14 protein-coding genes are annotated in these 13,371 nt (G+C 44.5%); 11 read left to right on the forward strand and 3 right to left on the reverse strand.

Translation table 11 applies throughout. The features are described from left to right. Positions 1-11: 11 nt before the first annotated feature. Positions 12-521, reverse strand: coding sequence for a metal-dependent hydrolase (locus tag ACUN27_RS12555; RefSeq protein ID WP_315952452.1), 510 nt, complete (start codon positions 519-521; stop codon positions 12-14). 318 nt (positions 522-839) lie between these two features. On the opposite strand from ACUN27_RS12555, the gene ACUN27_RS12560 reads away from it, so the two are divergent. The 7 genes from ACUN27_RS12560 (at position 840) to ACUN27_RS12590 (ending at position 7,329) form a co-directional block, all read left to right on the forward strand. Further along, complete coding sequence (locus ACUN27_RS12560; protein ID WP_315952451.1) at positions 840-1,091, forward strand: late competence development ComFB family protein; 252 nt, start codon at positions 840-842, stop codon at positions 1,089-1,091. Between the two features lie 226 nt (positions 1,092-1,317). Beyond that, positions 1,318-2,349 carry a BMP family lipoprotein gene (locus ACUN27_RS12565; protein ID WP_315952450.1) on the forward strand — a complete coding sequence of 344 codons (1,032 nt, stop codon included), beginning with the start codon at positions 1,318-1,320 and terminating at the stop codon, positions 2,347-2,349. Between the two features lie 90 nt (positions 2,350-2,439). Next, positions 2,440-3,939 (forward strand): ABC transporter ATP-binding protein, encoded by a 1,500-nt coding sequence (locus ACUN27_RS12570; RefSeq protein WP_315952449.1) that lies wholly within the window; start codon positions 2,440-2,442, stop codon positions 3,937-3,939. Next, on the forward strand, positions 3,932-4,999 hold the full coding sequence (locus tag ACUN27_RS12575) for an ABC transporter permease (RefSeq protein ID WP_326060862.1): 1,068 nt from the start codon (positions 3,932-3,934) through the stop codon (positions 4,997-4,999). The genes ACUN27_RS12570 and ACUN27_RS12575 overlap by 8 nt, the downstream gene beginning before the upstream one ends. Beyond that, a complete protein-coding gene (locus tag ACUN27_RS12580; protein ID WP_315952446.1) occupies positions 4,983-5,906 on the forward strand; it encodes an ABC transporter permease in 924 nt (307 codons plus the stop codon). The genes ACUN27_RS12575 and ACUN27_RS12580 overlap by 17 nt, the downstream gene beginning before the upstream one ends. A 21-nt stretch (positions 5,907-5,927) precedes the next feature. Further along, on the forward strand, positions 5,928-6,605 hold the full coding sequence (locus tag ACUN27_RS12585; protein ID WP_315952444.1) for a sulfite oxidase-like oxidoreductase: 678 nt from the start codon (positions 5,928-5,930) through the stop codon (positions 6,603-6,605). A gap of 1 nt (position 6,606) precedes the next feature. After that, positions 6,607-7,329, forward strand: a complete 723-nt coding sequence (locus ACUN27_RS12590) for a nucleoside phosphorylase (RefSeq protein ID WP_315952443.1) — start codon at positions 6,607-6,609, stop codon at positions 7,327-7,329. Between the two features lie 108 nt (positions 7,330-7,437). Here the strand turns inward: ACUN27_RS12590 and ACUN27_RS12595 are convergent, their stop codons facing one another. Together ACUN27_RS12595 and ACUN27_RS12600 are read right to left on the reverse strand one after the other, a co-directional pair. Then, positions 7,438-8,085 (reverse strand): response regulator transcription factor, encoded by a 648-nt coding sequence (locus ACUN27_RS12595; protein ID WP_326060861.1) that lies wholly within the window; start codon positions 8,083-8,085, stop codon positions 7,438-7,440. Then, the gene (locus ACUN27_RS12600; protein WP_315952440.1) at positions 8,082-10,406 is read right to left on the reverse strand and encodes an ATP-binding protein; all 2,325 of its coding nucleotides are present in this window, start codon (positions 10,404-10,406) and stop codon (positions 8,082-8,084) included. Before ACUN27_RS12600 ends, ACUN27_RS12595 begins: the two co-directional genes overlap by 4 nt. Before the next feature lie 74 nt (positions 10,407-10,480). Between ACUN27_RS12600 and ACUN27_RS12605 the strand changes: the two genes are divergently transcribed. From ACUN27_RS12605 to ACUN27_RS12620, 4 genes are all read left to right on the forward strand, one after another. Further along, positions 10,481-10,666, forward strand: coding sequence for a hypothetical protein (locus ACUN27_RS12605; RefSeq protein WP_326060859.1), 186 nt, complete (start codon positions 10,481-10,483; stop codon positions 10,664-10,666). Between the two features lie 224 nt (positions 10,667-10,890). Next, on the forward strand, positions 10,891-11,061 hold the full coding sequence (locus tag ACUN27_RS12610) for a hypothetical protein (protein WP_157321945.1): 171 nt from the start codon (positions 10,891-10,893) through the stop codon (positions 11,059-11,061). After that, positions 11,051-11,425, forward strand: a complete 375-nt coding sequence (locus ACUN27_RS12615; protein ID WP_315952436.1) for a hypothetical protein — start codon at positions 11,051-11,053, stop codon at positions 11,423-11,425. Before ACUN27_RS12610 ends, ACUN27_RS12615 begins: the two co-directional genes overlap by 11 nt. Positions 11,426-11,591: 166 nt before the next feature. Beyond that, positions 11,592-13,358, forward strand: a complete 1,767-nt coding sequence (locus tag ACUN27_RS12620; RefSeq protein ID WP_326060858.1) for a methyl-accepting chemotaxis protein — start codon at positions 11,592-11,594, stop codon at positions 13,356-13,358. The last annotated feature ends 13 nt before the right edge of the window (positions 13,359-13,371 follow it).

Genomic DNA, 13,371 nt, shown 5'->3' on the forward strand with positions numbered 1-13,371 from the left:
GGGGCTTTTGTTTATTTTTGCAGCATGGGATAGACATAAAGCATAAAAGGGATCAATAAGGTGACGGCCAAAAGCAGCCAACGGAATACGGTTTCGCTCGAAGATCCCGTATCAATTGCGATGAATTTCGGCAATATGCGAATTTTCATTGGGAGCGGCCAGAATAGTTGTATGCCTCGCTCATTGAGCAAATCAATAAGCGGATGCGATGCATAAGCGACGATGAAAACCCAAAAGTACAAAGGCGACATCGGCAATGAAATCATCATCAGCAGGAGGATAAAGACAATCGAATGGGTTAGCGTCCGATGGCGGACCTTCAGAATGCGAAGCAAGGCAGATAATGGGAATAGAACCTTGGCCATCGTCGAGCCTGGCTTGTCGACATCGGCCAACGTTCCTGCCAAGCAGCCCAGCAGAAGAGCTCCGGCCGTGTCCCACGAAAAAAAGCTTACATCTTGATAAGCGAGTACGAGTTCTGCCGAGATGAATCCGGCAATACTGTGTGTTTTTTGTAGCATAAGTTAACCCCTAAGTCTAATTTATTTATAACTGTATAGCATTCGAAGCAGAAACGTATTTTCAGACGGAATCCGCTCACAGCAAGCATATGCAACAAACAGCGTATCATATTCTAGTGAATGTTGTGGTCATTTCTTTGAAATTGGGATGAGGAATATGTGATCAGGGTGCTTGGAACTAGGCGTAGTTACCTACCATGAGTCAATAATGAGGGGTTAAGTAGTCTATGAGCACTTTTTGAATATAGTTTTATACGTTATAATAGACATATAGTTGAAATAGTGAAGGAGCTAACTCCGATGCCAGTCTTTAATGCCATGGAAACGATCGTCGTCAATATGTTTGATGAATTTCAGAAAAATTACGAATTGAAATGCGACTGTAATAAGTGTAAAGATGATATGCTAGCGTTGGCTTTAAACAAAATTCCGCCTAGATATACGTCAAGTGAAAAGGGTGCATTGTTTGTTAAAGGCATATATATTAATCCGCAGCTGCAATCCGATGTGATGCGTGAATTAATGGAAGCCGCGAATATAGTGGCTGATCATCAGCATCACGAAGCCTAATACCGAGGATTGAACAGAGAGCTAGTCTCCGTCTCAGGAGGCTGGCTTTTTTTTATAGCATGTCATTCGACAATATAGTATAATAATCGACGAGTTTCGTATATTTCGAACATAATTCGTTAACACTTGTCGAACGAAAAAATGCTTTGACTAAATCCGAGTTATTTAGTAGGATATACAAAAGAGTATTTTACATAACATATATTCACCAAGGGGAGAGATACACATGAAAAAAGCATTAATTTCTATGTTTGCTGTTACCGTGTTGCTGACAGGCTGCGCAACGGCAAAAACAGACACTGCAGCACCGGGTGCTGAAGCAACGAAAGCTGCTACGGCTAAATCAGATAAGAAAGTTATCCTGATTACACCAGAGAAAATTGGTTTGAACCCATTTTTCGCACAAGAGGATGAAGGTGTTAAGAAAGCTGGACAAGAGTTCGGCATTACGGTTAAAACGGTAGAATCGACGGATGCCAGCGCGATTGAACAAAATTTACGCGCTGCCGTTGCAGATAACTATGATCTCATCATTACCAGCTCTTTCGAGTCCGAAGATGCTCTTAAGAAAGTAGCCGCTGAGAATCCGAAGAAATCTTTTGCCATTATTGATACAGTTGTCGATCTTCCGAACGTTCGCAGTGTAGTATTCCGTGAGCATGAAGCTTCCTACTTGCTGGGGGCGGCAGCTGGTCTTGCAACGAAGAAAAATGTCGTAGGTATGGTTGCGGCACTTGATATCCCGCTGATCAAGAAGTATACCGTTGGCTTCCAAGAAGGCTTGAAAGCAACAAATCCTAATGCTAGGTTCATCGTTAACTACGTAGGCAGCTTCACGGATCCAGCCAAAGCTAAAGAATTAGCATTAACGCAATTCTCACAAGGCGCAGATTTCATCGCTGCTGCTTCCGCTGTTGGTGATCTGGGCGTATTCGAAGCTGCGAAAGAAAAAGGCTTCTTCACATCCGGACAAGATATTGACCGTACAGTCACGGATCCACAACATATCGTCCTTTCTCAACTAAAAGGAACAGATGCCGTAGCTTACCAAACGGTGAAGGATTTCGTAAACGGCTCGTTTAAATTCGGTTCAGTTGATTACGGTTTGAAAGAAGACGGCGTTGGTCTTACTTTTGTGACCAAAGATAGCAAATCTACACTTAGTCCTTTCATTGGACAAGATGTCGTTACGAAAGTTAAAGCGATCCGCGACGATATCGTTTCCGGCAAAGTGAAAGTTGAGAATCCAGTCAAATAATGAGCACGATCATTTCATATCGACCTTGGGAACTGTTTACGGAGACGTAAACAGTTTCCTCATGTCTAGACAGAGGAGCGAAAAATCGTTATGCTGCTTCAAATGCGTCAAATTACGAAAACATATGGCAATTTAACAGCGAATTCAAATGTTGATTTTTCGCTGCGTCAAGGTGAGATTCATGCATTAGTCGGGGAAAATGGAGCTGGAAAAACAACGCTAATGCGTATTTTGTACGGCATGGAGCAGCCAACGGCAGGCAGCATTCTTTTGAATGGCAAAGAAGTGGCCTTCACGAACCCTACGGATGCGATCCGTCATCGAATCGGCATGGTGCATCAACATTTCATGCTTTTTCCCTCTTTTACCGTGGCTGAAAATATTGTTATCGGGAATGAACCTAAGTCAGGACTCAAATTTGACCGTAAAAAGGCTGTCAAGCAAGTTGAGGCATTGTGTGAGCAGTATCGCCTGCCGATTGACCCGAACAAGAAAGTGGCGGATATTCCACTTGGCATGCAGCAGCGTGTGGAGATTTTGAAGGTGCTGTATCAAGGTGCGGACATTATTATTTTGGATGAGCCTACGGGGGTATTGACGCCGCTTGAAGCGAAGGAACTCCTCGTTATTATGAGAAACTTGGCCAACCAAGGGAAGAGCTTTATTATCATCACGCACAAGCTGCATGAAGTGATGGAAATTGCTGACCGGGTTACGGTTCTACGTGACGGGAAAGTAACGGGAGAGCTGGATGCCGGGGCAACCAATGTCGAGGAATTGTCCAAGCTAATGGTGGGCAGAGATCTGCTTCCTACGTCCAAAAGTGATGTGAAACTTGGTGAAACCGTTCTACAGGTCCAAGACGTCTCAATCATGGGGGACAAAGGCAAGCCCGTTCTGGATAAAGTCAGCTTTCATGTCAAAGCTGGAGAAATCGTTGGTATCGCAGGTATTTCAGGGAACGGTCAATCCGAGCTCATTCAAGCTATCTCCGGTCTCCAATTTATTGACCATGGGGAGATTAGATTGCTTGGCGACAATCTGAAAGGACGTTCTGTGCGGGAAATCAGAGACATTGGTCTTTCACATGTTCCGGAGGATCGTTATCAATGGGGTGCGGCGAAAGAGGGCACTGTCTTAGAAAATGGGACGATGGGTCATCACAGAACCCGCAGCCGTAAAGGGTTTTTACAGGGAAAAGAACTGCGGAAAATGGTGGACGGCTTCATTCAGCAATTTCAGATTAAAGCAGGCTCGCAGGATGCGAAGGTGAAGTATCTGTCCGGTGGTAATCTGCAGAAGCTGATTGTAGCCAGAGAAATTGCGCAGAAGCAACCGTTTCTTATTGCTGCAGAACCGACTCGTGGCGTCGATATTGGCGCGATGGAGCTCATTCACGAAGAATTGCTTCGCAAACGTGACGAGCAAGGCGCGATATTATTAGTTTCCTCGGAGCTAACAGAAATTCTTAAGCTTTCGGATCGTATTCTCGTCATGTATGAAGGACGAATCGCCGGTGAGATTTCTGCCGAGAACGCAACAGAGGAGCAGATTAGCTTGTGGATGGCGGGAGGAGTTTCTCATGCTTAAAAGTCGTTTCCCTATAAGCGCTTGGGTCCAACCGCTGCTTGCCGTCATCATCGGCTTAATCGGCGGTGCGATTGCCATCTCATTGATTGGCGGATCCGTTATTGACACTTATGCACAGATGTGGAAGGGTGCTTTCGGCAATTTCTTTTTCATAACGAATACGCTGACCCGGGCCACACCGCTGATTCTCGTAGGTTTAGGCGTTTCGATCGCTTTCCGTTCAGGTTTTTTCAACATGGGATCGGAAGGTCAAATGATTTTGGGCGCATTATCCAGTGCAATGATCGCTATTTATTTGCCTGGGCCAGCATTATTTAAATTGTTGGCAGCTATACTTGGCGGAATCATTGCCGGTGGCATATGGTCGGCTTTTGCAGGTTGGCTGGACGCCAAGTTCAGAATGAACTTGATCATTACAACGCTGCTGATGAATTATATAGCTGCATTATTTGCAGGCTATATGGTCGCCTATCCTTTTAAGGACAAAACAGGATCAGCCGCTCTCGCTCAAACGATGATGATTGATAAAGGGGTCTGGCTGCCCAAACTATTTCAAGGGATGAGCATTCACGGTGGGTTTATTATTGCGCTTGCACTCGCGGTTCTCCTGTATCTGTTTATTAAATATACGGTTGCCGGTTATGAAATTCGTATGTTGGGATATAATCCGCTGTTTGCCGGATACGGAGGCGTGAAAAGAGGGAAAGTGATGCTCGCCAGTATGTTTGCCAGTGGCGGATTTGCCGGGTTAGCCGGCGCAATTGAAGTTCTCGGCATGCAGTATCGATACACAGATGGCATGATCACGAATCCTGGTTATGCCTGGTCCGGCATTATGGCGACACTGCTGTCAGGCGCTCATCCTTTAGGTACGGCAATTGCGGCCGTTCTTCTTGCAGCTTTGCAAACCGGAGGTATGGGGGTTGAGCGGAATACGAGCATTCCATTAGAGATTTCAAGTGTTATTCAGTCTTTGCTCATCTTGTTCGTTACAGCGAAGTTCAGCTACACCCTTTGGAAACGACGGAAAGGAGGCAAGGGCGATGCAGCATCTTCTTGATGTGTCATTATTCAGTTCAATGATTCGGATGGTGGCTCCGATTCTGCTTGCGGCACTCGGCGGAGCGATTTGTTCCAGAGTCGGCTTGTTTAACGTAGGCTTGGAAGGATTCGTGTTAGTCGGTGCATTCTCAGCAATTGTGGGTAATTTTTACACAGGAAATGTATTGGCTGCTGTTCTTATTGCTGTTGCGGTTACGATGCTCTTCTCATTGATATTTGCTTATATAAGTATTCATTTGCAAGCGAATGTCATCGTTGTTGGTATCTCGTTTAACTTCCTGGCGCTGGGTTTGACTGCGTTTAGCTTGCGAGCGATTTTTCATGTCAAAGGCGCTTTCTATGATAAAAATATGATCGGATTGCCGAAATGGGATATTCCGTTCATTAAAGATATTCCCGTCGTCGGCGACATTATTTCTGGGCATTCACCGCTCGTATACTTGGCCTTTATCCTTGTATTTGTCCTTCAGTATTTTCTGTTCAAGTCTGTCCTTGGATTCCGACTGGTTGCTGTTGGCGAGAATCCGATTGCCAGCAAAAGCATCGGAATTAAGGTAAATCGGATGCAGTACTTGGCGGTTCTTATCTGCGGAGTGCTTTGTGGACTCGCTGGCGCTCAGCTTTCGCTGGGGCAAGTGACGATGTTTACGGAAGGCATGACGGCCGGAAGAGGATTTATTGCTCTGGTGGCAACGATGTTAGGCCAAGCAAATCCAATCGGTGTCATGGCGTCCAGCTTGCTTTTTGGATTGATGGATGCGTTTAGTATCCGGTTGCAGGGCTTTTCCCTGCCAACTCATTTTACACAAATGCTGCCTTATGTCGTGACATTGCTGGCGATGCTTTTCTTCCGGAGAAGCAATTATTTGGCTGATGCACAGAAGGCGAACGGCAGTTCCCGATAAGGGAGTAACGGAGGATGACAGATGCACAAAGATAGCAAAGCAGAGCGCATTAAGCGAATGAATATTCCCGCTGTTGAGGTTCCGCAGGAGATTGCAGACAGAGTTCCACCTGGACAAGCGGTCACAGAGAGATTTCCGATTCTTCACGAGGGTGAAGTGCCGAAATACGATATGTCCACATGGTCGCTGCGTGTGTTCGGTGAAGTTGCGGAGGAGAAGTCTTTTAGTTATGAAGAATTGCTTGCGTTACCTCGGACACAAATCGTCTGCGACATTCATTGCGTGACGCGTTGGTCTAAGCTGGATACGGTGTGGGAAGGCGTGCTCTTTCGAGATTTCCTTAAGCTTATCAACGTTAAGCCGGAAGGCAAGTATGTTATGCTGCATGCTGATAATGAGTATGAAACGAATGTTCCGCTCGAGGACCTTATGGGAGATCAGATTTTGTTGGCCATGAGCTATGACGGCAAACCGCTAACACCTAAGCATGGCTGGCCGCTTCGTCTACTCGTACCGCATTTATATTTCTGGAAAAGCGCCAAATGGATTCAAGGTATCGAATTTATGAAAGAAGACCGTGAAGGATTCTGGGAGCGCAATGGTTTCCATAATGTCGCAGACCCGTTTCAAGAGCAACGTTTCTCAGGGGAAGCGATTCCGATTCCGGAAGACGAGTGGGTTAGAAAGGAGTTCGATTAAATTGAAATTATCCATTTTACAGGTGAATACAGAGGATTTAAGTCCTTACGCGATTGTTTGCGGGGATCCATTCCGAGCAGAATCCATCGCGCGCAAGCTGGACAATGTTCGTGAGCTGGCTTTTAGCAGAGAATATCGAACTTTCGTTGGTGAAGCGTCTGGCGTAGCGATTACCGTTGTCAGTCATGGCGTTGGATCGCCTGGAGCTGCTGTTTGTTTTGAAGAGTTGATTAAAGGCGGCGTAAAAACGTTGATTCGCGTTGGAACCGCAGGCTCTTACTCGGCAGAAGTCCCTCCGGGGAGCTTGGTAGTGAGCACGGCAGCGGTTCGGGAAGATGGCTTGACCCGTCAGTTAGTACCACTAGGCTTCCCGGCAGTAGCCGATTCAGACGTTGTGCGGGCACTGTTTGAAGCTGCAAGCGAGACAGATGGTCTTGTGAAAAAGGGAATTACCGTCACGTTGGATGCCTTCTTCCAAGGTGTGGAAGAATTCCCTCATCAGAAATACAAGCAGGCTGGCGCCTTGGCTGTTGAGATGGAAATCTCTGCACTATACGTCATTGCAGCGCTCCGCGGAGTGCGTGCAGGCGCGATAGTCGCATTGGACGGTTATGCGGATGCAGATCTGAGGGAAGTATACGATCCACATACAGATGTGGTTTCTGGTGCTGTTGAGCGGGAAATTGATGCTGCTATACGTGCCATAGTCAAATTGAACCAGTAATATGTTCGACATAGAAAAGAGGTCAATCAGCGCAAGCTGGTTGACCTCTTTTGTTATTGCAGCTGAGTCGTTCTGTGCTGTCAGCCGCGCGGCTAAGCTTCCATTTCCTTACCTGCGGTTAACATCAAAAATGTGCTTGAACTGATTGAATTTGTCCACCGCTTGCGCACGGGATTTGACGCCTAATTTCTCGTAAATTTTGCGAACATAATTATCGACCGTACGTTTGCTCATATGTACTTCATCCGCCATCTGTTCATTGGTTAAACCTTGAACAATCATCGTCATCATATTCACTTCATCATCGTCCAATAAATCCGTCTGGTGCAAATTCCCGCTTGATACTCTCATCTTGTGGAAAACAGGAACAGGTACTACCGTAAAGTTCTCCATTAACAGAGTAACTAAGCTTTTGATGAGCGTCCCACTGGATTCCTTTGAGATTACGGCGCTAACCTCGAGCCCAATCAAATGGTTGTAGAGGTGCGATAATTCGATTCCGGAGAAGATAACGAGATGTGTCGTGGGATATTTACCTTTAATAATTTTGGCAACTTCATCTCCGTACTGATCCGGCAAATTAAAGTCTAGAAATACAATATCCGGCACATGCAAGTCCATGAGTTCTAAGCATTGTTTGGCATTACCCGCAATCCCGACAATTTGCACGCCGTCAATTTGTTTGAGCGTACTGGAAGTTGCCTCAGCCATTAGAGGGTGATCATCTGCGATTAAAATTTTTGATTGCTTGTTCATGCAGTACTTCCTTCCTGAGTAGGTATGGGAATCCGAATGGTGAGTTCAACGCCGCTTCCCTTATCCGAGAGAAGCTCTAGATGTCCACTCAAATGTAAGACACGGCTTTTCATCTGTTCTAGTCCAAAGCTGGTGTTAGCAATCGTTCGCAGTCTTTTGTCCTTCGCGAGGGCTTGCGGGTCAATGCCGACCCCATCATCCCGATAAAATAAACATAAGTCATTATCAGCGACAGCCAATTTAATGATGACTTTAGAGGCATTTGAGTGTTTCTTGGCATTGTGCATAAGTTCTTGGAAGATACGGAAAATGTGCTTCTTAATATCGATATCAAGTCTTTCGATGATCAACGCGCCATCCACGTGGAATTGCGTTTCATATTCGTTTAAGCCAATATCCAGATCCAATGTTGCTTGAATGGTTTGAATTAACCCAATATTTTGAAGCAGATGCGGATTTAATTCAAAGCAGCTTTGACGTAAGCTTTCATTCACCAGATCCAGGTGTTTGATCGCTTGAACGACTTGCTGTTGATCCTCGTTATTATTGATAAAAGAAATTAATCTTCTACGTACTAATAAAATGTCCTGCATCGTCGTGTCATGCAGATCCGTAGCAAGTCTGTATCGTTCTTGTTCCTGTAGTTCAAAAAGTGATTTGCGAAGCCAAACAACGTCCTGCCCGGCTTCCTCATTCGGAATTTGCGAAGCTAAATCATGCAATTTAACGGTTAATTTACGAATCAGATATATATTTTCCAAGCTTACCGCCAAATAAGAAATGATCAGACTTAACCACTGACGTTCCTCCAGACTTAGCAGTGTGTTGGTTTTTTTCCTGGCAGTGACTAAGTAGCAGGAGTACTCTTCGTTTTGATTAATAACAAAAATAGAATACTTCGAGTCATCCAACCGATTTTCACGCAAATATTGTTCGATTTCGTTTAAATCCAGAACGCCCTCGCCAATGGTTTCCATGGAATGCGGGTACTGAAAAACGATGGCTCCACCGTAGACGTTGAGGGTACTTACGATATCTACCAGTATAATATCTTTTAATTCGCGGAAACTCGTAATTGTCCGCAAGTTTCTTGCAATTTTCTTAAGGGCAAGCTGTAAGTAAAACTTTTTGGGAAACATGATAGCATCCAGCTTTGTAACAAAATATTCAAGCACGTAAAGCAAGAAAGAGATGGTTGTTAAAATAAATAAGAAGCTTAACGACATGTTTTTCACAGTGACTGCATTACTAAAAATCAGAGCGATCATGAGCACGATTAATGTGGTTGGTACCATCGAAATAAGAGACGTATACAGAATGCGGCGTAGCAAGATATGAATATCAAACAATTGCTTGGTGACGATGATATAAGTAAACGATAATGGAAAGAACACAACAAAGTATCCCGTATAAAGCGATTTAACGAGCGGCGCTCCTGTGAACAAAATTGGCAGGAAGGATAGAAAAGCTAACGGTGCTGTCGAAATAAAGAGGGCGAACCAGACAAGCTTAATAATGGCTTGGATGGAAGAATTATCCCGTCGATATTTGAAAAACACATAAAATAGTAATCCGATATTAAGTAAGAATCCGCACAAAAATAAAAGTAGGACACAGCGATAGTCTAATATATAAAACTTGTATGTGTCCAGCGGCGTGAAATAGATGCATCTTCCAATAAAAGTGAGAAACATGAAGCTATAGACATATTTCAAATAGGTGGTTGGCAGTGAGACACCGCTTTTCTCTTTGAAAAATAAAGTTAGAAAATGAACGAAGACAAATGGCATGATCATCACAAGATTGCTGATCAGCACTTTCGCCAAACTATCTCCGCGAGCGGAAGGGGGGATGCACATGAAAATGATGCCTACAATGAGAAAAACAAGCGATAGCAGACGAGCTGATTTGGAGTGGGGAATTTTCCACAAGATCATAAAGGAAACACAAAGACAAATAATTTCTCCGAACAAAGAGATAAAGTCGAAATCAGGTTGAACGATATCTTCGAATGATATCGTTATTTGCTGGTCATTCCTGGCGATGGTAATTGTATCCGCTTGCTCGATCGTAGCCCATTTTTGGACAATGTTGTTTTCGTTAGGGTCTTTTCCGTTCACATCAATAATTTTGTCGCCAACTTGAAGCCCAAGCTCCGATCGGATTTTGTCATCTTGAAACGATTTGATATGCCATTCCATGCGTTCATTTCGTTGTAATTGAATCCCGAAGAATGTGTACTGAAAGGTGATGAATAAAAACCAAATCTGCAAGCCTACTAAACAAAAAGATAGAAGAATTTTATACAATTTGTGATTCAATCACTATATCTTCCTCTCAATCACTGCTATAATAGCAGTTGTTACTTAATTTGGTTGAATTAGGGGGTATGTGTATGATCAGTGCAACATGGTCACCGGATTTATCAACAACCATTGCTTATTTGAAAAAGTTGGGTTTGAGCGAGAGATCGTCCGCACTTCAAGGTCTGACAGGTGTCTCGGGATGCGAAAAACAGGCAATTATGAAAACGTTTACCAATTCTAGAAAGAACGAACCGAAAGAAGAATTTTGGTTCTAGTTCATGCACACCGTTACTTAATTTTACCAAATCTCTCAAAAAGATTGCAATTAGATTTTTAAAATCTAGCTGCCATCTTTTTTTTTGCGCAAAAAAATGTGCGTTTATTTGAGAGTCAGAGGTGTATTTACGAAAATAATTATTGCGCTGATATTTAGAGCGCTTCGATATATGATGTAAGTAGGAAATTTTCCAAATTCATGTAAATAAGGAGGGATTTCATAATGAATAACGAACAGTTTGAATTTATGTTTGATACGGTGTTAACGGATGTTGTTAAACAAACCTACAGCACGCTTTCCCTGCCCTCAAAAGAACAAATCCAAATTTCTATGAAAAAGATGATGGATATGATCGAAGCGAATCACCGGTGGAATACTGGGAATGAGCGATAAGAAGATGAATCGATGGAGTACTTACGAACCTTTAGCTGCTGAGCTGGGCGGTAAACAAATCGCCGACCTCGTCGTAACCGGTCATGCTCATTCCCGATTTGGCGAGCGCGTTACGTATGAAAAAGCAAATCTCGAAGAGGTTAACCTATTTGTACGGAAGAAGCTTGAAGATGAGCGAATTAAGCCCAGTAACCGCAACGAACCGACGATGTTTATCATTGATGATGATGTAGAGATGGTGGCTGAATTTGAGCTGATGGAAGAAAATGAGCTTCGGGCAGGCCATTCGCGATATAAAATGATCGTCGTTACCTTCTTAGGACGTTTGTCTGATAACAGTGAATATACGGATTTACAATCTTAATATAAATTTCAAAATGGTTGGACAGAGCAATTCTGTCTGATCATTTTTATTTTATGAGGACCTAAGAACTAAATTCGTATTTATAGAAGAAGGATTTTCCATGTCATTGTCGAAAACAGTTGTCGAAAACAATCGAAAAAGATGTTGAGGATAAGGGGAATATCATATGTTACATAGTGTTCGATGGTTCAGAAAACACTTGGTTGTTCGTATTGTAGCCGCTGTTATGATTGTTATTTTGGCACTGTCCGCCGGCTATATCACAATGGAATTCCGAAATGCCAAGCATGCGGGGATGGAAGCGATATCCAGTTACGGTATTCGGCTTTCAGATAGCTATACCAAAGGAATGGATATTGGCCAAATCGAACAATTCTTGAAAGACCCCAAGGAAAATGATCTCTATTGGCAAATCAGACAGCAGCTGGATACATACCGCACACAAATCGGTGCGCTATACGTCTATTTGGTTCGTTTCGACGACCAGCAAAAACCTCTCATTATGATCGATGGACAACCTAAGGGGTCGGATGTCGCTTCTCCCATCAATGAGGAGACGGACATCGCGGCAACGGAAGTTGAAACACTGTTGAAAGGCGTTTCGGCAAGCTCGGCGATTATCGATAATCCGAAATACGGGAAATACATTTCAACCTATACCCCTGTGAAAAATGCCGAGGGCAAAGTGATTGCTGTTCTTGGCATTGATACGGAGGCAGGTGTAACGGAGCAAATTTCCTCCAGTGTCATCAAAAGTAATCTGCCCATTTATGGATTGATGCTTGTTCTCACTATACTTGGACTTGGACTCGTTATGCTCGTAGTAACCCGAGCCCTTCGTCCTTTGCAGTGGATTGGGGCAGGTGCGGAGAGCATAGCGAAAGGAGACTTCCTAAGCGCAAGGAAGCAATTAGCTGCTAATCCGGTTCGCTCTATCGATGAAATCGGAACGGTATACCGCGCGATGATGAAGATGTCTAACGACATCAATGATATGCTTCGAACGATTGTCTCCCAAGTCTCGCATACGTCAGAGCAGTTTGTGGTGACCACTCAGCATTTCAATGTACAGGCTCACCGTTTGCTCGAGATGAATACGAATGTGAATACATCCCTCCAGGTGGTGGCTGACGGCGCTAATACCGTACAGTTCAGCACGAACGAGAGCGCTCGCTCGATGGAAGAAATGGCGACGGCTATTCACCGCATATCCGAAGCTTCCTTGACCGTTGCCGACGCATCAAACAACGCGCTGCAAAGCGCACAATCGGGGCAATCAATCGTTCAGAACATGAATGGCCAATTCGTGACGATTACGACTGCTACGCAAGAAGCGCTCGATCGCGCGGCCTCCCTTCGCAGCCACTCGAAGGAGATCGGTATTGCCTTATCATCCATTTCCGATATCTCGGAGCAAACGAAATTGTTGGCCTTGAATGCGTCGATCGAAGCCGCAAGAGCCGGAGAACATGGAGCGGGCTTCGCGGTCGTTGCCGGAGAAGTGCGTAAGCTAGCGGATCACGCTGCAGAATCGGCGAAGCTGATCGCGTCTTTATTGCAAAATATTCATCGTGAGACTGAGCGTATGGGAGAGGCGATGGAAGCAGGTCGGAGCGAAATTCAAACGGGCGCTGACCTTTCCAGAAAAGCAGAAGAGTTTTTCCGTCACATTGTGGAACAATTCCGCTTCGTTTCCCATCAGATTCAGGAGATATCTTCGGTAACAGAAGAAATGTCTGCGGGTTCTGAGGAAGTCGCAGCTTCCGTTGTCGATATCGCGCATATTGCGAAATCGTCATCGGATGGCACGACGAACATCCATAAGCTGACCCATGAGCAGCTCGAAATAGCGCGAGAAATCGCTGATTCGGCAGATGCACTAAGCGGGCTTACAGACGAAATGCGGAAGTCTATCGAGCAAATCAAGGTATAGTTGGATGAGAAAC

Source organism: Paenibacillus sp. WC2504 (assembly GCF_052682475.1).

Bases quoted from the DNA above. Each gene is read 5' to 3' on its own strand.
- ACUN27_RS12605 (WP_326060859.1), top strand. From the start codon at position 10,481: ATGATCAGTGCAACATGGTCACCGGATTTATCAACAACCATTGCTTAT.
- ACUN27_RS12585 (WP_315952444.1), top strand. From the start codon at position 5,928: ATGCACAAAGATAGCAAAGCAGAGCGCATTAAGCGAATGAATATTCCC.
- ACUN27_RS12580 (WP_315952446.1), top strand. From the start codon at position 4,983: ATGCAGCATCTTCTTGATGTGTCATTATTCAGTTCAATGATTCGGATG.
- ACUN27_RS12595 (WP_326060861.1), bottom strand. From the start codon at position 8,085: ATGAACAAGCAATCAAAAATTTTAATCGCAGATGATCACCCTCTAATG.
- ACUN27_RS12610 (WP_157321945.1), top strand. From the start codon at position 10,891: ATGAATAACGAACAGTTTGAATTTATGTTTGATACGGTGTTAACGGAT.
- ACUN27_RS12560 (WP_315952451.1), top strand. From the start codon at position 840: ATGGAAACGATCGTCGTCAATATGTTTGATGAATTTCAGAAAAATTAC.
- ACUN27_RS12565 (WP_315952450.1), top strand. From the start codon at position 1,318: ATGAAAAAAGCATTAATTTCTATGTTTGCTGTTACCGTGTTGCTGACA.
- ACUN27_RS12570 (WP_315952449.1), top strand. From the start codon at position 2,440: ATGCTGCTTCAAATGCGTCAAATTACGAAAACATATGGCAATTTAACA.
- ACUN27_RS12575 (WP_326060862.1), top strand. From the start codon at position 3,932: ATGCTTAAAAGTCGTTTCCCTATAAGCGCTTGGGTCCAACCGCTGCTT.
- ACUN27_RS12555 (WP_315952452.1), bottom strand. From the start codon at position 521: ATGCTACAAAAAACACACAGTATTGCCGGATTCATCTCGGCAGAACTC.
- ACUN27_RS12615 (WP_315952436.1), top strand. From the start codon at position 11,051: ATGAGCGATAAGAAGATGAATCGATGGAGTACTTACGAACCTTTAGCT.
- ACUN27_RS12620 (WP_326060858.1), top strand. From the start codon at position 11,592: ATGTTACATAGTGTTCGATGGTTCAGAAAACACTTGGTTGTTCGTATT.